Genomic DNA, 20,042 nt, shown 5'->3' on the forward strand with positions numbered 1-20,042 from the left:
CTTTCGCGGAATACGAGCCATGCCGCCTGCGCTTCGTACCTCGCCCATCCTGGGCCTGCTCCTGGGTTCCCTGGCAAGCCTCGCCTCCACGGCAGGCCAGGCACAGGAGGCGGCGTCGCCCAACGGGCGCGGCGGAGGCGGCGCGGGCGGCGCACCGGCCGTGGCGGTGGCGGTGCAGCCGGCCACCGTCGGCTCGGTGCCGGTGGAGGTCACCACCAACGGCGTGGCCGAGGCGCCCTCGGTGATCTCGGTCCGCTCCCGCGTGGACGGGCAGGTCGAGCGCGTGCTGGTGAACGAGGGCGACACGGTGCAGGCGGGCCAGGTGCTGTTCACCCTCGACAGCCGGGTGACCCAGGCGCAGCTGGCGCAGCAGCAGGCGAACCTCGATCGCGACCGCGCCACCGCCGCGCGCGCCGCCAGCGACGCGCAGCGCTACGCCTCCTTGCGCTCGGGCGCCTTCGCCTCGGTGCAGCAGGCCGACCAGGCGCAGGCCGAGGCCGTGGCCGCCGCCGCCACGGTGCGCGCCGACGAGGCGATGCTGGCGCAGACGCGCCTCAACCTCGACTTCGCGACCATCCGCGCCGAGGCGCCGGGCCGGCTGGGCGCCCTGCCGGTCAAGGCCGGCAACTTCGTGCGCGCCTCCGAGGGCGTGGTGCTGGCCACCATCACCCAGACCAACCCGATCCTGGTGAGCTTCTCGGTGCCGGAAGGCTGGCTGGGCGAGCTGCGCGCGGCCCAGGCACGCGGCGAGAAGCCCAAGGTCCTGGCCAGCCGCCCGTCGCGGCAAACGGCGGAACAGGGCGGCGCCGCTGGGCCGGGACAGCCCGCGGTGGGCGAGCTGGTCTTCGTGGACAGCGCGGTGGACAGCACCACCGGCACCATCAAGCTCAAGGGCCGCTTCAGCAACGAGCCCGCGCGCCTCTGGCCCGGGCAGTTCCTCGAGGTCGCGCTGGTCCCGCGCGAGGAACCCAACACCCTGTCCGTGCCGGCCGAGGCGGTGCAGCGCGGCCAGCAGGGCGCCTTCCTGTTCACGGTGCACGACAACACCGCGCGCCGCGTCGGCGTGCGGGTGGTGCGCTACGTCAACGGCCGCGCCGTGCTGGCCGACGCGCAGGTCGCGAACGGAGAGCCGGTGGTGACCGAGGGCGCCGTGCGTCTGCAGGACGGCATGCGCGTCGCGGTGCGCAGCCCCGAGAACAAGAACGGCGGGGCCGGGGCGACCGTGACCGGCGAGGCCGCGAAACCGGACGCGCCCCGGCGGGAGGCGTCGCGATGAAGGGCCTGTCCGCACCCTTTATCCAGCGGCCGGTGATGACCTGCCTCTTGATGGCAGCCATCGTGGTGGCCGGCATCGTGGGCTACTTCAACATGCCGGTGGCGGCGGTGCCGCGGGTGGACTTCCCCGTGATCACCGTCACCGCCACGCTGTCGGGCGCCAGCCCCGAAACCATGGCCACCTCGGTCGCCCTGCCGATGGAGCGCGAGTTCTCCACCATCGCGGGCATCGACCAGATTTCCTCGACCTCCGGCCAGGGCTCGACGCAGATCACGCTGCAGTTCGTGCTCAACCGCAACATCGACGCGGCGGCGCAGGACGTGCAGGCGGCCCTCACCCGCGCGCAGCGCAAGCTGCCGGCGGAGATGACGACGCCGCCCTCGTATCGCAAATCCAACCCGGCCGACGCGCCGGTGCTGCTGCTGACGCTGCGCGGCGGCGACACGCCGCTCTACAAGCTCAACGACATCGCCTCGACCCTGGTCTCGCCCTCGCTGTCGCGGGTGCCGGGCGTGGCGCAGGTGCTGACCTTCGGCGAGCAGCTCTACGCCATCCGCGTGCAGATGCGGCCCGAGCGGCTGGCCTCGATGGGGCTGACGCTGGACCAGGTGAGCAGCGCCATCGCGACGGCCAACTCCAACACCCCGGTGGGCACGCTCAGCGGCAACCGGCAGCAGCTGGTGCTGCGTTCCAACGACCAGCCGCAGGACGCCGACGCCTTCTCGAAGCTGGTGGTGGCCGGCCGTCCGGGCGCGCCGGTGCGGCTGGGTGACCTGGCCGATGTCGAGGATGGGGTCGAGAAGGACAAGATCGCCTCCTTCCGCAACGGCGAGCGCGGGCTGACGCTGGCCGTTCAGCGCCAGCCCGACGCCAACACGGTGGACGTGGTGGACGGCGTGCGCGCCGCCCTGCCCGCCCTGCGCGCCGCCCTGCCGCCCGGCGCCTCGCTGGACGTGAACCTCGACCGCTCGCTCTCGATCCGCAGCGCGGTGCACGACGTGCAGGAAAGCCTGCTGATCGCCATCGGGCTGGTGGTGCTGGTGGTGTGGCTGTTCCTGCGCCGCCTGATGGCGACCATCATCCCGATGATCGCGGTGCCGGTCTCGCTCGCGGGCACGCTGGGGCTGATGTACCTGCTGGGCTACGGCATCGACAACGTGACGCTGCTGGGCCTGACGCTGGCCGTGGGCCTCGTGGTGGACGACGCCATCGTGATGCTGGAAGCCATCGTGCGCCATGTGGAGGAAGGGATGCGTCCCTTCGAGGCGGCGCTCAAGGGTTCGCGCGAGGTGGGCTTCACCATCATCTCGATCACCATGTCGCTGATCGCGGTGTTCCTGCCGATCCTGCTGATGGGCGGCGTGGTGGGGCGCGTGTTCAACGCCTTCGCCGCCACCGTGTCGCTGTCGGTGCTAGTGAGCTGCCTCGTCTCCCTCACGCTGACCCCGCTGATGTCTTCCTGGCTGCCGGCGCACCCGAAGCCGTCGCGGATCGACGCGATCCTGGAAGGCGGCTTCCGGGCGGTGGAACGGGCCTATGCCTGGGCGCTCAACATCGCGCTGCGCTGGAAGAGCGTGGTCTGGCTGTTCTTCGTCGCCTCGCTGGCGGCAGCCGCCTGGCTGGTGGTGGAGATCCCCAAGGGCTTCTTCCCCGTGGAGGATACGGGCCTGCTCTCGGTCAACACCGAAGGGCCGCGCGACGCCTCCTACGACGCCATGCTCGAGCTCCAGGGCGAGGCCGCGAAGATCATCGGCAACAGCCCCTACGTGACGATGGTGAACTCCTCGGTCGGCGCCACGGGCAACAGCCAGTCGGTGAACCAGGGCCGCATGTTCGTGGAGCTCAAGCCCCGCGACCAGCGCCCGCCCGTGGGGCAGGTGGTACAGGAGCTGCGCCGCGCGGTGTCGCGCGTGCCGGGTCTCGCCGTCTATCTCCAGCCGATCCAGAACCTGAGCTTCGGCGCCCGGCAGGCGCGCACGCTCTATATCTACACGCTGCAGGGCCTGCAGACCGGGCCGCTCTACGACTTTGCCGAGCGACTGGCCACGCAGCTGCGCAAGCTGCCGCAGCTGCAGGACGTGAACACCGACCTGACCATGGACGCGCCGGTGGTGTCGGTGCAGGTGGACCGTGACCGCGCGGCGGCGCTGGGCGTCACGGTGGACCAGGTGCGGCAGGCCCTCTACTCGGCCTTCGGCGACCGGCAGATCTCCACGATCTACGCCCAGGCCAACGCCTACCCGGTGATCGTGGAAGCCCTGCCGGAGGACCAGCGCGGCGAGGAGGGCCTTTCCAAGCTCTACCTGCGGGGTGCCGGCGGCAAGCTGGTGCCGCTCAGTGCGCTGGCGCACATCTCGCGCACCACGGGACCGCTGACGGTGGGCCACCAGGGGCAGCTGCCGGCGGTGACGCTGGGCTTCAACCTGGCGCCCGGCGTGTCGCTGGGCGACGCCACCGCGGCGATCCAGAAGACCCAGGACGAGATGAACATGCCGGCCGGCGTGATCGGCTCCTTCTCCGGCACGGCGCAGGTGTTCAAGCAGGCGCTGGCCGGACAGGGCGCGCTGATCATCGCCGCGATCCTGATCGTCTACGTGGTGCTGGGCATCCTCTACGAGAGCCTGGTGCACCCGCTGACGATCCTCTCAGGACTCCCGGCGGCGGCGCTGGGCGCGCTGGCGACGCTGTGGTGGTTCAAGATGGACCTGTCGGTGATCGCGGTGATCGGCATCCTCCTGCTGGTGGGGCTGGTCAAGAAGAACGCGATCATGGTGGTGGACGTGGCGCTGGCGAAGCAGCGGGAAGGCGTGGACGCGCTGACCGCCGTTCGCGACGCCTCGCTGCTGCGCTTCCGGCCGATCCTGATGACCACGCTGGCCGCCGCGGCCGGCGCGGTGCCGATCGCCGCCGGCTGGGGCGCCGCGGCCGAGCTGCGGCAGCCGCTGGGCCTGGCGGTGGTGGGCGGCCTCGCGGTCAGCCAGATGCTGACGCTGTTCGTGACGCCGGTGCTCTACCTGTTCTTCGAAGGGGTGGGGCAGATGGCCGGCCGCTGGCGCGGCGGCCCCGCCGCCAACCCGCGCATCGGCGAGATCCGGCCGCAGGCTGCGGAATAAGCGACCGAACAGCCGGCGCGAACCGCCGGCCACGACACCGCAAGGGCGGCGTGGGCAACCATGCCGCCCTTTCTCGTGTCACGGGCCCCGGGGTTCGATGGCTCGTGCCAGGAGGGGGCCGTGCCGGTGGGCTCGTGCCACACGGGGCACGGCAACATCGGGCGGAAGCGCCCTGCCCTCCGCCTCGCAGAGCATGGCATCGGGCGGTGGCGGCACCATCACGCCCTCGGCGCGGGTGCCGGCGTGCGACCGTGTTGGAGTGGAGGGATGTCCGGAGGCAGCGGCGCGCCCCCCTCCGCGCTGGGCCGGGTCAGACCGATCCGGCCGCCTCGGTACCCAGTGGCTCAGGTCCCAGTGGCTCAGGTCCCAGTGGCGTGGGGCCGAGCGGTTCGGGACCCAGTGGCTCGGGACCTAGTGGCTCGGGACCGAGCGGCGCGGGGCCCAGCGCCGCGGGGGCGAGGGCTTCGGGGCCCGGCACTTCGGAACCCACGGCCCCGGACCGCGGCGGCTGCGTGGACAGGACGTGCGGCGAGGCGGGGGAATGGAGCCACTCCCCCAGCTCCGACGCCGGGCGCGGCCGTCCGAGCAGGTAGCCCTGCCCCTGCGTGCAGCCCGCCTCGCGCACCTGGCGCAGCTGGTCCGGACGCTCGATCCCCTCGGCGGTGGTGGTCATGCCCAGCGTCCGCGCCAGCGCCGCCACCGAGTTGACGATGGCGAGCGAGTCCGGACGGCGCGACATTTCCCGCACGAAGGACTGGTCGATCTTGATCTTGTCGAAGGCGAAGGAGCGCAGGTAGCTCAGCGAGGAATAGCCGGTGCCGAAATCGTCGAGCGCCGTGCTGATGCCCAGCTCGCGCAGCTGCCCCAGCGTCGCCACCACGCGCTCGTTGTCCTGCAGCAGCGTGGATTCCGTGATCTCGAGCTCCAGCCGTGCCGGCGGCAGGCCCGACTGCTGCAACGCCTCACGCACCACGGCCACGATGTCGCCGCGCTGGAACTGCAGCGGCGACAGGTTGACCGCGACCTTGACGTGCGCCGGCCAGTCCCGGGCATCGGTGCAGGCGCGCTTGAGGACCCAGTCGCCCATCGGCACGATCAGGCCGATCTCCTCGGCGAGCGGGATGAACTCGCCGGGCGACACCATGCCGCGCTGCGGGTGGCGCCAGCGCAGCAGGCTCTCGAAGCCGCTCAGCCGGCCGGAGTTCAGGTCGAAGAAGGGCTGGTAGAAGGGCTCCAGCTCCCCCTTGAAGAGGGCGTCGCGCAGGTCGTTCTGCATCAGGGCGCGCGCCTGGATGCTTTCCTCCATCGCCGCCTCGAAGACGCGATAGGTGCCGCGGCCGCCTTCCTTGGCGCGGTACAGGGCCATGTCGGCGTTGCGCAGCATGGCCTCGGCCGTCACGCCGCCGCCGCGGGTCACGGCGATGCCGACGCTCACCCCCACCACGGCGGAGCGGCCGACGATGCTGTAGGGCGCGCTCAGCACGTCGATGATGCGCGACGCGAGCTTCTCGGCCTGTTCCGGCTCGCCCCGGGCGACGTGCAGGATGGCGAACTCGTCGCCGCTCAGCCGCGCCACGACGTCGTCCTGCCGCACGCAGCCCTGCAACCGCTGCCCCACCGCGACCAGCAGGGCATCGCCCGCGGGATGGCCCAGCGTGTCGTTGATCAGCTTGAACTGGTCGAGGTCGAGGCAGAGCAGCGCGACCTCGTCCTCGCCGGGGCGGAGCGTGGCCAGAGCCTGCTCCACGCGCTCGTGGAACAGCAGGCGGTTGGGCAGGCGCGTCAGCACGTCGTGATGCGCCAGGAAGCGGATGCTGGCCTCCGCCCGGCGGCGCTCGCTGACGTCCTCGTAGGTCGCGACCCAGCCGCCGTCGTCCATGGGCTCGTGCGCCACCTCGATGGCGGAGCCGTCGCCGTCCTCCTCCACGAACTCGGCCGCGCGGTAGCGGCTGGCCACCGCCTGCTGCCGCAGCAGGACGTTGCGCGCCAGCACCGCGCGGCGCGCCTGGCCGGTGCGGAACAGGTCGGCCACCAGGGTACCCGGCTGCGCCAGCGGCGGCGGGATCTCGAACAGCTCCAGGAAGGGCACGTTGCACACGATCAGCCGCCCGTTGGCGTCGGCCATGCACAGGCCCTGCGACATGTTGTTCAGCGCCGCGTCGAAACGGGTGTTCTGCTGGTGCATCTCCCGGTCGCGCTGCTGCAGCACGCGGTTCTGCACCTGCACCTCGCGCATCGCGGCCTGGGTGCGTTCCTGGGCGTCGCTCAGGGCCTCGCCGCTGCGGCGCAGGTCCCGCACCAGCCGCTGCACCGAGTCGTGGGCCTGCCGCAGGAGGCGGTTGCCGTAGGTCAGGGCACCGATCGGGATCAGGGCGCAGATGATGATGCCCAGCAGCAGGCGGGTGAACAGCCGGTGCAGGTCCGTCAGCTGGCGCAGGTCGCGGGCGTTCTGCTCGGAACTGTCGCGATAGGCGGCGGCGGACAGGCGCATCATCTGCGGCGGGAGCGGTGCCGTCAGCTCGAGGATGTGCTGCGCCACCCCCGGCTCATCCAGGTGGGACATCAGCGGGCGCAGCTCGGCGACCACGTGGCGCAACTCGTCCACCGGCTCTTCCATGGCGGGGTTGCGGTCCAGGAACTCGCGCACCTCGCCGCTGCCGAGCAGTTCGAGCCGGTTGTTGAGGATGTCCAGCCACAGCTGCACCGTGTCGGCGCCGACATCCGTGCCGGGAAGGGCATGCACCGCCACCACGCTCTCGAAGCGCGCGAGCTCGGGCACCACCTGCCCCACCACCCAGGTGAGGTTGTAGCGCGACACCTTCTCCAGCGTCGTTTGCCGCTTGGAGATCAGCACCGAGGCGATACAGGCGGCGACCACGAGGGCCACGCTGACGAGGGCCAGCAGCACCGCGAAGGCGCGTTGCAGCGCGCGCCCGTCCCACGGCTGCGCCCTGGTGGCGGGCTCACCCTCACGAAGGGCGCTGCGCCGCCCGGGCCAGTTCCGCAGAATCGATTTGCGGCTAGAACCCACGGCCCAGCTTACCGGACGACCAGCCTCGCAACCTGCCATGCGGAGCGTCCGTAGAAGCGCTGGCTCCGGAGTTCGGGATCGGTGTCGTAGGGGTAGACAATAAACAGCGGCCCCTTGTCGCGCACGGGCATGTAGGCGCCGTCGCGCTTGAGGGCGAGCAGGGTGCCGTAGCGCGCGAAATCCTCGATCGGGATCTCTGACACGTAGTCGTTCAGGGCGTAGGCCTGGAGGGTCGTGCCGCTGGCGCCCACGGCGGCCAGCAACCGGGTCATGGGCACACCCTCGAAGGTCACGGGCTGTTCGTACCAGGGCGTCTGGGTGCGGAAGGAGGTGGTTCCCAACGCCTCCAGCATGGGGCGGTCGAAGCGGGCGCGGTCGCCGTCGTTGAAGACGCTGATCTTGCCCGAGATGGTCAGGATCACGGTTTCCGTGGGCTTCGGCAGCTCCGCCGCCCTTGCCGGCCGCAACAGCCCGGTGGCGGAAGCACCGAGTGCTGCCGTGCTCATGAAGGAACGCCTCGTCCAGCGATTCATGGCGATCCGCCTCCTGCGATCAGAACCTGACAAGGGTCATAGAAGAAAATCCTTCCATAAACACTACCGTGAGTTGCAAATCCTGCGGCGCGTTAATGGGCCCGGGCAGGTTCGGCCGCGGAATAGGTGCAGCCCTCCGCCTGACCGTCGGCGCCACGGCGCACCACTACGCGGTCAAGGCCGGTGATTTCCTCGCCCAGCGCATCCCACAGCCAACGGGCCACGTTCTCGAGGCTGGGATTTTCCAGGCCCGGAATATCGTTGAGATAGGTGTGATCGACCCGGAGGCGAACCTTCTCGATCGACTTCTCGACCTCGTACAGGTTGTGCGACCAGCCGAAGACCGGGTCGGCCGGGCCGCGCATGAACACCTGCACCAGGAAGGAATGACCGTGCAGGCCCGAGAAAGGAGGCAACTGGTGGGCAGCCTCGAAGGTGAATTCCTTCAAAGTCTCGATCATGTAAGGTCTTCCGAAGGCTTCAATCGCCGGAATAGGCGATCTCAGGGGTTGACTTCTCCATCACGCAACGGGTTTTGCAAGCTTCGTCGAGGCACTGATCACAAAATATTCTAACACAAGTTGCAAAGCCTGCCCCCGCCCCGCGCCGCGGTCAGGCAGGTGGCAGTCCGGTAAGGCTGCCGGACGAGACGCCCGGCAGCCCCGGCCGTCGAAAGGTCAGGCCGCCATGGCGCGACAGGCTTCGGCGCAGCGGCGGCAAGCCTCGGCGCACTGACGCATGTGGTCGTCAGCATCCGGGTGGTTGGCGCAGGACTCCGCGCATTGGGTGCAGATCTCGGCGCATTCGCGGCACAGGTGCGGGGCGTGCCGCGAATCGCGCAGCATGAAGTTCAGCGAGGCCGCGCAGATCTCGGCACAATCCGTCATAATGCCGATATGGCCCGGCTCGGCATGGCTGCCGCCCTTGTGCAGGCAGTGGGTGATGCAGTGGAGCACCTCGCGGTGGCTCGTCGTGCAGGCCTCGATGCAGGCCTTCATCGCGGGCGACATGTTCATGGAAACAGGTCCTTAAAAGACGGGGTGGGTACTGGCTGGAAAGCGTCCCTCCCCCCCGTCAGGGTTTCCGGCCGGCCAGCGGAAATCCGCCAGGCGCGGGTCAGTCCCTGCCCGACGGGTCCTCAGCGGTCACGGCGCAGGACGCCCGCGGCCGCCGCGATCGCCAGGGCTGCCAGCAGCAGCACCACCATCGCCACGCGCAGGCCCGATAGCTGCGCCACGAAGCCCAGCAGCGGCGGCCCGCCCAGCAACCCGCCGTAGCCCAGCGTTGCCACCATCGCGACGCCCATACCGGGCGACACGCCGCCCAGCCGCCCGGCGGCGCTGAACAGCACCGGGAAGATATTGGCCAGGCCCAGCCCCACCAGCGCGAAGCTCGCCACCGCCACCGGCACCACCGGCACCGCGATCAGCAGCGCGAAGCCCAACGCCGCCAGCGCCGCGCCGCCGCGCAGCACGCGCACCCCGCCCCAGCGCCGCACAAGCCAGTCGCCGCCCAGCCGCCCAGCGGTCATGGTCAGGGAAAACCCGGCGAAGCCCGCGGTCGCCGCCCCCGCCGAGGCGCCGGCCTCGGCCGCGAGGTAGAGGGCCGACCAGTCGCCCACCGCGCCCTCGGCCACCAGCGCCAGGATGCCGATGGCGCCCAGCCCCAGCACGGCGCGGCTCGGCAGCGCGAAGCCGTGCCCGCCCTCGCCCGGCGCCTCGCCCATGCGGCCGCCGAGGAAGGGCGCCGCCAGGAGCACGGCGAGCGCCAGCAGCGCGCCGGCCAACGGAAGGTTCGCGCTGGCGGGCCAGCCCGCGCCCAGCAGCAGCCCCGACACCGCGGCCCCCACGAGCCCGCCCAGGCTGAAGGCCGCGTGGAAGGAGGACATGATCGCCGCCCCCCAGCCGCGCTCCACCAGCGTGGCGTGGGTGTTCATGGACACGTCCATGACGCCGGCGGTGGCGCCCAGCAGCACCAGCGACAACGCGAAGAGCGAGGGCGTTCCGGCCAGCGGGATCAGCGCCACGGCGAGCGCCATCATGCATCCCGAGATCACCGTCAGCCGGTGGCTGCCGATCCGCCCCGCGAGCCGGCCGCTGAGCGGCATGGCCGCGATCGCCCCCACCGCCACGGCCAGCAGCGCCAGGCCCAGCGCCCCGTCGCTCAAGCCCAGCGCGGCCTTGAGGGCGGGAATGTTGCTGACCCAGGAGCCGTAGCCGAAGCCGTGCGCCGCGAAGACCAGGGTGGTGGCCAGGCGGGGCGCGACGGGGCGTAGGGCAGCGGGGCGCGGGTCGCGGCGGCCGGAGGATGACGACGCCGCGGCAGGCAGCAGAACGGCTTCGGCGTCGTGGGCATCCGGCACGGGCGGGCTCCGTTCTTGTTCCGGGCGGCGGCGACGCGCGTCCCGGACCGACGCGGGTTCCGCCGGCGCGGTGGTGAAAGGCGGCCGGAGCTAGCGGCGCAGCTCCATCTGGATCGGCCCTTCGCGCTCACCGCGGGCGAACTGGTCCACCATGGCGTTGCCGGTCTCGCCCAGGCTGGCGGCGTCACCGGTCCAGACGATCCGGCCGTGGTGGATCATCGCCGCCTGGTCGCCCACGCGCCGCGCGCTGGCCATGTCGTGCGTGATGGTCAGCGCCGTGGCGCCCAGGTGCTTCACGCAGTCCACGATCAGCCCGTCGATCACCGCGCCCATGATCGGGTCGAGGCCCGTGGTGGGCTCGTCGAAGAAGATGATCGCGGGCTGGGCGGCGATGGCACGGGCCAGCGCGACCCGCTTCTGCATGCCGCCCGACAGTTCGGAGGGCTTGAGATCACATACGCTGCTGGCCAGCCCGACCTCGGCCAGCGCCTCGGCCGCCTTGTCGCGGGCCTGGGCGCGGGTGATACGCTTCTGGGCCAGCAGCTTGAAGCAGACGTTCTCCCAGACCGGCAGGCTGTCGAACAGCGCGCCGTTCTGGAACAGCATGCCCATGTCGTCGAGCACGGCGCGGCGCTCCTGCCGGCTCATGGCCAGGAGGTCGCGGCCGTCGAGCTCGATCGTGCCGGCATCGGGCTGGATCAGTCCCAGGATGCACTTCAGCGTCACGGACTTGCCCGAGCCCGAGCCGCCCAGGATCACCATGGACTCGCCCGGCATGATGTCGAGGTCCACGCCATCCAGCACCTGCTTGGCACCGAAGGCCTTGCGCAGGCCCCGCAGGCGCAGCTTGGGGGTGGCGTTGCTCATCGGGTGAAGAAGGCCTGGGTCAGCAGGTAATCCAGCGCCAGGATCAGGATCGAGGAGGACACCACCGCCGCGGTGGTGGCGCTGCCCACACCCTCGGCCCCGTTGCGCGAGGTATAGCCGTTCCAGGTGCCCATCAGCGCCACCACGAAGCCGAACACCGCGGCCTTCACCAGGCCTGAGCCGACATCCACCAGCTGCAGCGCATTGAAGGTGTCACGCAGGTAGGCGCCGGACACGAAGCCCAGGTTGTAGGTCGCCACGATCCAGCCACCCATGACGCCCAGGATATCGGCCACCAGCACCAGGATCGGCATGGCCAGCGCCGCCGCCAGCAGGCGGGGCGCCACCAGGTACTTCATCGGGTCGGTGGAAAGCGTGGTCAGCGCGTCGACCTGGTCGGTGACGCGCATGGTGCCGATCTCGGCCGCGAAGGCCGCACCGATGCGGCCCGCCACCATCAGCCCGGCCAGAACGGGGCCGAGCTCTCTGGTGAGCGAGATCACCACCAGCGAGGCCATGGCACTCTGCGCGTTGAAGCGCGAGAAGCCGGTATAGGACTGCAGCGCCAGCACCATGCCGGTGAACACCGCCGTCAGCGCCACCACCGGCAGCGAGAAATAGGCGACCTCCCGGAAGGCGCGGCCGAACTGGCGCAGGTGGAAGGGCGGCCGCACGAGGTGCGACACGGCCTCCAGCGTGAACAGCGCCAGCGCGCCGACCGACTGGCACAGGTTCAGCAGCGCCCGGCCCAGCGCCGCCACGGGATCGAGGACGAGGTTCAAGCCGGCAGCCGCTTCTGCGCGGATGGGCCGCCTGGGATGTGGCGCCCGCGGGTGGGGCGATGAACCGGGAGCAGGTGCATGAAAAACCCAGGCCCGCGAGTGGGCCAAGCCGGAGGACCGGGGCGCGGCCAGCGAGAACCGCCTCCCCGGATGGGGAACTGCCGCAGTGAGATAGCGGTCACCCCGTCCCAGGGCAACCGGTGAGGGCGCGGCCCCACGGTCACGAAGCGTTCCGGGCGGGGCGAAGCGCCGGGATGTCCCGCCGGGCCGGCGCGCCGCCGGCCGCCGCGGAACCCTGCCGGCGCCGCGGCCGGAACCGCCGCGCCGGTGGCGCCGGGCTCAGTGCGCGTCCGGATCCTCGTGCACCATGTCGAGGTCACCGAAGCGGGTGAACTCACCCTCGAAGAACAGCGGGATGGTGCCGGTGGGCCCGTGGCGCTGCTTGGAGATGATGAGCTCGGCCTTGTTGTGGGCGCGCTCCATGTCCTGCTGCCACTTGTCGGTGGCCTCGGCGTACTTGTCGGCGTTCTCGAAGTTCAGCTGCTTGGGCTGGCGCTGCGCCAGGTAGTACTCGTCGCGGTAGACGAACATCACCACGTCGGCGTCCTGCTCGATCGAGCCGGATTCGCGAAGGTCGGCCAGCTGCGGCCGCTTGTCCTCGCGCGACTCGACCTGACGCGACAGCTGCGACAGCGCGATCACCGGCACCGACAGCTCCTTGGCGATCGCCTTGAGGCCCTGGGTGATCTGCGAGATTTCCAGCACGCGGCTCTCGGGGCGCGACCCCGCGGCAGGCCGCATCAGCTGCAGGTAGTCCACCACGATCATGTCGAGGCCGCGGGTGCGCTTGAGGCGCCGGCAGCGCGTGCGCAGCGCCGAGATCGAGATGGCCGGCGTGTCGTCGATGAAGATCGGCAGCTGCGCCAGCTCGCGCGAGGTTTCCACGAAGCGGTCGAAGTCGCGCTGGCTGATCTCGCCGCGGCGGATGCGGTCGCCGGAGATGCGGGCGTTCTCGCTCAGCAGGCGGGCGGCCAGCTGGTCGGCGCTCATTTCCAGCGAGAAGATCGCGACGCCGCCCCTGGGAACGGCGTTGGGGTTCTCGGCCTGCGCCTCGCGCAGGATCGCGCGCGCGGCGCCGAAGGCCATCTTGGTGGCCAGCGCGGTCTTGCCCATGGCCGGACGTCCCGCGAGGATCAGGAGGTCCGAGGGGTGCAGGCCGCCCATCTTGGCGTCCACGTCGCGCAAGCCGCAGCTCAACCCCGACACGCCCGAGCCGTTGGTGAAGGCCTTCTCGGCCATCTCCACCGCGCGCACCAGCGCCTTGTCGAAGGTGACGACGCCGCCCTCGCTGCCGCCTTCCTTGGCCAGGTCGAACAGCGCCTGTTCCGCCGCCTCGAGCTGCTCCTTGCCGTCCAGCTCGGCCTCGACCCCGAAGGCGCGGTTCACCACCACCTCGCCCAGGTCAATCAGCTGGCGCCGCATCCAGGCGTCGTGGATGACGCGGGCGTATTCGCCGGCGTTGATGATGCCGACCATCGCGCTCAGCAGCTGCGCCAGGTAGGCCGGGCCGCCCACTTCCTCCAGCACGCCGGAATGCTCGAACTCGGCGCGCAGCGTCACCGCGTCGGCGAGCTGGCCCGCCTCGAGTCGCCGCTGGATGGAGCCGAAGATGCGGCCGTGGATCGGGTCGGCGAAGTGCTCGGGCGCCAGGAACTCCGACACCCGCTCATAGGCCTTGTTGTTGGCGAGCAGGGCGCCGAGCAGCGCCTGCTCGGCTTCCAGGTTCTGCGGTGGCAGGCGCTGGGACAGGCCCAGAAGGCCGCTGCTCTGGTCCATGGCGTTCATGGGGGGATTCTAGCGCAGCGCGGGACGGCGCGTCCTCTGCCGATCGCCTGTGGACAAGTGTGGATCGTGGGGACGAGGCCCGTAACCCCTTGCGGAGGCTCAACTTCCCGCTTCGCCACCGCTGGGGATTTCTTTTTTTGTTCCGTACGGCTCCCGCTTTCCCGGCACCCACCCGCGCCGGGCGGCTGCCGGGGCGGCCCCGTCCGCCACACCGTCGCGGCGGGCCTAGCGGCGCGGCCGGCCGCGCGTCGCCCCGCGGGCCCGGCCGCAGCGGCTGCGCCGGGTGCTCCGCCCGCCCGGCGTCAGGCGATCTGGCGCGGCGCCTCGGCCGGCACGGGCGCGTGCTCGCGCTCGTACATGTAGTCGCGGCTCAGCGGCAGGGTGTCGACGTTGCGCGTCAGCTGGATCTGCCAGTTCATGTGGCCCATCCGGCGGAAGGCCAGTTCCGAGCCCACGAGGTAGAACTCGAACATCCGGCAGAAGCGCTCGTCGTAGAGGCTCTGGATCGTGTCGCGGTTGGCGGCGAAGCGGCGCCGCCAGTGGGCCAGGGTCTTGGCGTAGTGGAGGCGCAGGATCTCGATATCGGTGGCCCAGAGCCGCTCCTTCTCCACCGCCGCCATCACCTCGCTGACCGCGGGGGAATAGCCGCCGGGGAAGATGTACTTGGCGATCCAGGGATTGGTGGAGCCCGGCCCGTCGGAGCGGCCGATCGCGTGGATCAGCGCCACGCCGTCCTCGTGCAGCAGCGAGCGCACCTTGCGGAAGAAGGTCCGGTAGTGACCGACGCCGACATGCTCGAACATGCCCACCGAGACGATGCGGTCCACCGGCCGGTCCCAGGCGCGGTAGTCGATCAGCTCGAAGCGCACCCGGTCGCTCAAGCCCGCCTCCTCGGCGCGCTTGCGGGCCTCGGCCAGCTGCTCGGTGGACAGCGTCAGCCCGGTGACGCGGGCGCCGTAGTCGCGGGCCAGGGTCAGCGCCATGCCGCCCCAGCCGCAGCCGATGTCGAGGACCTCGAGGTCCGGCCGGTCGAGTCGCAGCTTGGCGGCGATGTGACGCTTCTTGAGGACCTGCGCTTCTTCCAGAGTCTCGTCGCCCTGTGGGAAGTAGGCGCAGGAATACTGCCGGTCGCGATCGAGGAAGAGGCTGTAGAGGCGCCCGTCCAGGTCGTAGTGGTGGGCGACGTTGCGGCGGGAGCGGCCGGCGGGGTTGAGCTGGTCGATCCGCCGCTTGGCCCAGCGGAGGCGGTCGAGGATCTGCTCGGCGCCGGGGGGCGTGTCGTTGTAGTTCAGCGCCAGGACGTCGAGCATCTCGTAGAGGCTGCAGTCGACCGGCTCGAGCTCACCATCCATGTAGGCTTCGCCGACCGCCAGGCCCGGGTTTCGCAGGATGCGCCGGGCCGCGGCCTTGCTGCGTATCCGCAGGCCGGCCGCCGGGCCGTCCTCCCTTCCCTGCAGCACGCGTACCGTGCCGTCGGGGTAGTGCACTGTCAGGCGGCCGCGCCTGATCATGCGGGAAAGCATCGCGTGCAGCATCGCCGCCTGTCTCCGCTGAGATAACCAAGTGTTACGCATGCTGAAATGCCGAGGCGGAGCCGTCCAGAAGCGAGCGGGGCGATGCAACCTTCGCAGCCCTGCAGCAGGCACATAGCAAGTTGCAACGACGGCGGGTGTCCGGGCGCGTCCGGTCGCCCGCAAGGCCAGCAATTCCCTGGTTTACAAGGGCGACCAAGCCCCCGGAAACGGCGAAGGCCCCGTCCCGGCGAATTGCCGGAACGGGGCCTTCCCACACGCGAAGCTGAAGAAGATGGACTTTCGGTAGTTCAGTCCGCCTTCAAACCTTACTCGCTGGCAGCGCCCAGCTCCGACAGCTCGGCGGCCAGCTCGGCCTCCAGGCTCTCGTCCTCGGCTTCCTGCTCGGCGCGCAGGTCCTCGCCGCGGGCCTGCTTGTCGGCTTCCTCGGAGGTGCGGGCGACGTTCACGGTCACCGGCAGCTCCACCTCGGGGTGCAGCGCCACGCGGACGGTGTGCAGACCGGTCAGCTTGATCGGCTGATCGAGCAGCACCTGCTGACGGTCCACCGTCAGGCCGGCATTGGCGCAGGCATCGGCGATGTCGCGCGGCGTCACGGAACCGTACAGGTTGCCGCCCTCACCCGCCTGGCGGATCAGCACGACCGACAGGCCGTCCATACGCTCGGCGATGCGCTCGGCCTCTTCGCGACGCTTGAGGTTCTGGGCCTCGAGCTGCGCACGCTCGCTCTCGAAGCGGGCGAGGTTGGCGGCGTTGGCGCGGATCGCCTTGCCCTGGGGAAGCAGGAAGTTGCGGGCGTAGCCAGGGCGGACGGTGACGCGATCACCCATCTGGCCGAGCTTGTCGACCCGCTGCATCAGGATGACTTCGATCATCTTGGCGGTTTCTTTCAGGTTTGGTCGGGCTTGCGCCCGAACTGCTCGAACAGGCCGAGGCCGATCAACACGGCCACGACGGGGAGGAACAGGAGAACGAGAACGAGGTAGAACGGGATCAGCACCGGGCCGCGCAGCCGCCGGTGAACGACGGCCAGCCCTTGCAGGAAGACCGGGCCCAGCAGCGCCACCGCGGCGGCCAGCGTCAGCAGCCCCGGGCTGACCCAGGCCACCAGCACGGCCACGGCCAGCAGCGGCAGGTACCAGCCGGGCAGCCGCACATGGCTCCAGCGGGGCGTGGCCCGCAGCGCGAAGCCGCGCCGTGCCAGGAACCCCTGCGCCGCCATGCCGCAGACCGCCGCGGGCAGCGCCAGGAAGGCCCCGCCCATCGCGATGCCGGCCTGAACCACGCGGCGCAGCACCGCCGGATCAAGCGAGGCGGCGCCGGTGTCGCGCATCGCGGCACCCAGCGCTTCGGTCATACCCTGCTCGAGCTCCGGCCCGGTCACCCACAGCGCCACCAGCACCGTCGCGGCCGACCAGAGCCCCAGCAGCGCCAGCGGCAACCCGGCCGAGAGCGCCAGGCCCGCGGCCGCGAGCGGCGCCGCGCCACCCGGGAGCACGCCACGCAAGCCGGCCGCCACCATCGTGACCGCCGGCAGACCGGACGCCACGAGGAAGTTGCCGGCCCCGGCGAGGCCGGTGGTGGGCAGCAGCGCCGCCGCCCCCACCACGGTGCCGATCCCCGCCGCAACCGTCCCGAAGGACAGCCCGGCCAGGAACAGCGGCAGCGTCACCAGCAGGAGCAGCACCCAGCCGAGCGGCAGGCCATGCACGGCCCACAGCGTCGCCACCGCGCAGGCAAGCCCCGCCGAGGCGCCCGCGAGGATTCGCGGGTCGCTGGTCAGGCCTTGCGTGGAGCCGGCGGCAGGCACCCGATCCCGTCCTTCAATCTCGTTCCCTGATCCGGTTCGATCAGTCGTTGATGACGTAGGGGAGCAGGGCCAGGAAACGGGCGCGCTTGATGGCGTTGGCCAGCTCACGCTGCTTCTTGGCGCTCACCGCGGTGATGCGGCTCGGCACGATCTTGCCGCGCTCGCTCAGGAAGCGGCTCAGCAGGCGCACGTCCTTGTAGTCGATCTTCGGCGCGTTCGGGCCGGAGAAGGGGCAGGACTTGCGGCGGCGATAGAAGGGGCGGCGCGCGCCGACGGCCGGACGGCGGGCGGCGGGGGTCATGTCGGTGGTGTCGGACATGTGTGCTTACTCCTGGCCCATGTCGGAAGGAGGGTCGAGCTCGTCGCGCGAACGGGCGCGGAACTCTTCGCGGTCGTCGCCGCGCTCGCGGCGGCCCGAGGTGAAGCGGCCGGCCGGGCGGGGGCCACGGAAGCCACGGTCACGCTCACGGTCCTCGCCGCGGCGGGCCAGGATGGCGGAGGGCTCTTCCGAGATTTCCTCGATGCGCAGCGTCATGTGGCGCAGCACGTCCTCGTTGAGGCCCAGCTGGCGGGCGACTTCCTGCTCCGCGACGGGCGTGCAGTCGAGGCCGAGGAGCATGTAGTGCCCCTTGCGGTTCTTCTTGATGCGGTAGGCGAGGCCGCGCAGGCCCCAGTACTCGCGCTTGCGGACTTCGCCGCCGGCTTCGGTGACGATGCTGGTGACCTGGTCGGCCACCGCTTCCACCTGCTGCTGCGTGAGGTCGTTACGTGCGATCAGCACGGTTTCGTAGAGCGGCATCTTGTCTCCCTGTGGATGTGTCAGCCCAAGGCCGGTGCGACGGGTGCCGCGGGCACGAACGGGCATAGCCGCGCGCGATGCCTCGCGCCCGGCAGGGTGGCGGGCGTTTAGCGCGGGTGGGCACGGGGAGCAAGGGTTCCGTGCGGGGAGTGCAACGGAAAGCGCAGGGGCGCCGGAAGGTGGAAACGCCGCGAAGGATGCGGAAAACGGCTCGGCGTCGCGCGGGGGTGGGAGGCTAGCGTATCGCCGCGCCGGCTTCGGGACGGCAGGTCCAGCCGGTCGGTCCCGGGGCAGCCCTGCCCCGGGGCGGTCGTTCCGGGCAATTGTTCCTGGCAGTCGATTCCCAGGCAGTCATTTCCCGGGTGATCACTCCCTGAGCAATCACGCCCCGGGCCGTCACCCGGATGATGAGGGGCCGGACGCGCGCCCGGCCCCCTTCCCCTCAGAAGACCAGGCTGCCGGTGAAGAAGCCCGCGATCAGCAGCACCACGAAGATCGCGATCGCTATGAAGAACAGGATCTTGGCAATGCCCGCCGTCGCCGCGGACACGCCCGAGAAGCCCAGGAAGCCCGCGACGATCGAGATCACGAAGAAGATGAGAGCCCACTGCAGCATCGGTGCCACTCCTTTCCCAACACGGTGTTCGTGGGCCGACAACACCGCGAATCCGGCGGGAGTTTCGGGGCCGGACGCGGCAGCGGGATCAATGCTCCACCCGTCGCGCCACGCCGGTCCGGGCCGCGGTGGGAGGCATGAAAAAGGCGCCTGCCCCCGCGGGCAGGCGCCGTTCCGGCGGCAGGCGGCGGCCGCTCCGGTTCTCAGCCGTGCGGCTTGAACACCACCTTGATGCAGTCGTCCTTCTTGTCGCGGAAGGTGTTGTACAGCTCCGGCCCGTCCTCGAGCTTGGTGGAGCGGTGGGTGATGATGAAGGACGGGTCGATCTCGCCCTTCTGGATGCGCTCCAGCAGCGGCTTCATGTAGCGGTGCATGTGGGTCTGGCCGGTCTTCATGGTCAGGCCCTTGTTCATGAAGGCCCCCATCGCGACCGGGTCGAAGGCCACGTAGACGCCGGGCACCGACACGATGCCGCCCGGGCGGCAGGCCAGGATCGCCTGGTTGAGCGCGAAGGAGCGCTCCATGCTGATGGTCTTGCTCATCACCGCCGAGGTGACCTTCTGGACCAGCGTGTCGGCGCCGTGGCTTTCCATGCCCACCGCCTCGATCACCGCGTCGGGGCCCATCCCCTTGGTCAGTTCCATAATGGTTTCCTGGACCTTGCCCTCGGCGTAGTCGATCGTCTCGGCACCCGCCTCCCGCGCCATGGCGAGGCGCTCGGGCACGGTGTCGATGGCGATGACGCGCTTGGCGCCGAGCAGGAAGCAGGACTTGATCGCGAGGATGCCGACCGGGCCGCAGCCCCAGACGGCGATGGTGTCCTCGGGCTTAATCTCGCAGTGGTCGGCCGCCATGTAGGCGGTGGGAAAGATGTCGCTGAGGAACAGCACCTGCTCGTCGGTCAGCCCGTCGGGCACCTTCAGGTGCGTCACGTCGGCGTAGGGGATGCGCAGGTATTCCGCCTGTCCGCCCGGAAAGCCGCCGGTGATGTGCGAGTAGCCGAACAGGCCCGCGAGCGGGTAGCCGAACTGCTCGGCCTGCATCGCGCCGTTGGGGTTGGTGCGCTCGCAGCAGCTCCAGTTGCCCCACTTGCACTGCCGGCACTCGCCGCAGCAGATGGTGAAGGGCACCACGATGCGGTCGCCGACCTTGAGTGCCTTGTTGTCCCGGCCGACCTCGACGACCTCGCCCATGCATTCGTGGCCGAGCACGTCGCCCTTTTCCATCGTGGGCACGTAGCCGCCCATGAGGTGAAGGTCGGAGCCGCAGATGGCGCAGGCCGTGACCTTGATGATGGCGTCGCGCCCATCCTGGATGGTCGGGTCGGGAACCGTGTCGCAGCGGATATCGCCGCGGCCGTGCCAGGTAAGTGCCTTCATCGCGTGTCGCTCCCGAGGATTGCCCTGTGGCGACACAACGTCGGCGGAGGTGCGGCTGTTGCGGGCGGCTGCCGGCAAAAAGCCGTCAGATCAATGG

17 protein-coding genes are annotated in these 20,042 nt (G+C 70.5%); 2 read left to right on the forward strand and 15 right to left on the reverse strand.

The features are described 5' to 3' along the window. The first annotated feature begins 19 nt into the window (after positions 1-19). Together ACFFGY_RS04110 and ACFFGY_RS04115 are read left to right on the forward strand one after the other, a co-directional pair. The gene (locus ACFFGY_RS04110) at positions 20-1,276 is read left to right on the forward strand and encodes an efflux RND transporter periplasmic adaptor subunit (protein ID WP_377043119.1); all 1,257 of its coding nucleotides are present in this window, start codon (positions 20-22) and stop codon (positions 1,274-1,276) included. Next, positions 1,273-4,389: an efflux RND transporter permease subunit gene (locus ACFFGY_RS04115; protein ID WP_377043120.1), complete on the forward strand. Its 3,117-nt coding sequence runs from the start codon at positions 1,273-1,275 to the stop codon at positions 4,387-4,389. Before ACFFGY_RS04110 ends, ACFFGY_RS04115 begins: the two co-directional genes overlap by 4 nt. Before the next feature lie 310 nt (positions 4,390-4,699). Here the strand turns inward: ACFFGY_RS04115 and ACFFGY_RS04120 are convergent, their stop codons facing one another. The 15 genes from ACFFGY_RS04120 to ACFFGY_RS04190 all read right to left on the reverse strand — a co-directional run bounded on the left by ACFFGY_RS04120 (position 4,700) and on the right by ACFFGY_RS04190 (position 19,945). Then, positions 4,700-7,420: a putative bifunctional diguanylate cyclase/phosphodiesterase gene (locus ACFFGY_RS04120; protein WP_377043121.1), complete on the reverse strand. Its 2,721-nt coding sequence runs from the start codon at positions 7,418-7,420 to the stop codon at positions 4,700-4,702. An 8-nt stretch (positions 7,421-7,428) separates the two neighbouring features. Beyond that, positions 7,429-7,953, reverse strand: a complete 525-nt coding sequence (locus ACFFGY_RS04125; RefSeq protein WP_377043122.1) for an oxidoreductase — start codon at positions 7,951-7,953, stop codon at positions 7,429-7,431. 92 nt (positions 7,954-8,045) lie between these two features. Continuing rightward, positions 8,046-8,414, reverse strand: coding sequence for a 6-pyruvoyl trahydropterin synthase family protein (locus tag ACFFGY_RS04130; RefSeq protein ID WP_377043123.1), 369 nt, complete (start codon positions 8,412-8,414; stop codon positions 8,046-8,048). Between the two features lie 216 nt (positions 8,415-8,630). Then, on the reverse strand, positions 8,631-8,969 hold the full coding sequence (locus ACFFGY_RS04135) for a four-helix bundle copper-binding protein (RefSeq protein ID WP_377043124.1): 339 nt from the start codon (positions 8,967-8,969) through the stop codon (positions 8,631-8,633). Between the two features lie 122 nt (positions 8,970-9,091). Further along, positions 9,092-10,315 (reverse strand): MFS transporter, encoded by a 1,224-nt coding sequence (locus tag ACFFGY_RS04140; RefSeq protein WP_377043125.1) that lies wholly within the window; start codon positions 10,313-10,315, stop codon positions 9,092-9,094. A gap of 90 nt (positions 10,316-10,405) precedes the next feature. Continuing rightward, complete coding sequence (locus ACFFGY_RS04145) at positions 10,406-11,182, reverse strand: ABC transporter ATP-binding protein (protein ID WP_377043126.1); 777 nt, start codon at positions 11,180-11,182, stop codon at positions 10,406-10,408. Further along, positions 11,179-11,964: an MlaE family ABC transporter permease gene (locus ACFFGY_RS04150; RefSeq protein ID WP_377043127.1), complete on the reverse strand. Its 786-nt coding sequence runs from the start codon at positions 11,962-11,964 to the stop codon at positions 11,179-11,181. The genes ACFFGY_RS04145 and ACFFGY_RS04150 overlap by 4 nt, the downstream gene beginning before the upstream one ends. A gap of 339 nt (positions 11,965-12,303) precedes the next feature. Then, positions 12,304-13,809, reverse strand: coding sequence for a replicative DNA helicase (locus tag ACFFGY_RS04155; RefSeq protein ID WP_377043128.1), 1,506 nt, complete (start codon positions 13,807-13,809; stop codon positions 12,304-12,306). A 302-nt stretch (positions 13,810-14,111) separates the two neighbouring features. Then, positions 14,112-15,344 carry a class I SAM-dependent methyltransferase gene (locus ACFFGY_RS04160; protein ID WP_377043129.1) on the reverse strand — a complete coding sequence of 411 codons (1,233 nt, stop codon included), beginning with the start codon at positions 15,342-15,344 and terminating at the stop codon, positions 14,112-14,114. Positions 15,345-15,649: 305 nt separating this feature from the next. Further along, positions 15,650-16,216: a 50S ribosomal protein L9 gene (gene rplI / locus ACFFGY_RS04165; protein ID WP_377043130.1), complete on the reverse strand. Its 567-nt coding sequence runs from the start codon at positions 16,214-16,216 to the stop codon at positions 15,650-15,652. A gap of 14 nt (positions 16,217-16,230) precedes the next feature. Beyond that, entirely contained in the window at positions 16,231-17,151 is a 921-nt protein-coding gene (locus tag ACFFGY_RS04170) for a hypothetical protein (RefSeq protein ID WP_377043131.1), read from the reverse strand. Positions 17,152-17,191: 40 nt separating this feature from the next. After that, positions 17,192-17,470: a 30S ribosomal protein S18 gene (rpsR, locus tag ACFFGY_RS04175; RefSeq protein WP_377043132.1), complete on the reverse strand. Its 279-nt coding sequence runs from the start codon at positions 17,468-17,470 to the stop codon at positions 17,192-17,194. A 6-nt stretch (positions 17,471-17,476) separates the two neighbouring features. Further along, complete coding sequence (rpsF, locus tag ACFFGY_RS04180) at positions 17,477-17,950, reverse strand: 30S ribosomal protein S6 (protein WP_377043133.1); 474 nt, start codon at positions 17,948-17,950, stop codon at positions 17,477-17,479. A gap of 442 nt (positions 17,951-18,392) precedes the next feature. Further along, complete coding sequence (locus tag ACFFGY_RS04185; RefSeq protein ID WP_377043134.1) at positions 18,393-18,566, reverse strand: DUF1328 domain-containing protein; 174 nt, start codon at positions 18,564-18,566, stop codon at positions 18,393-18,395. A gap of 203 nt (positions 18,567-18,769) precedes the next feature. After that, a complete protein-coding gene (locus ACFFGY_RS04190) occupies positions 18,770-19,945 on the reverse strand; it encodes a zinc-dependent alcohol dehydrogenase (RefSeq protein WP_377043135.1) in 1,176 nt (391 codons plus the stop codon). Positions 19,946-20,042 lie beyond the last annotated feature (97 nt).

The organism is Roseomonas elaeocarpi (genome assembly GCF_042433915.1).
Classification (GTDB): domain Bacteria; phylum Pseudomonadota; class Alphaproteobacteria; order Acetobacterales; family Acetobacteraceae; genus Roseomonas; species Roseomonas elaeocarpi.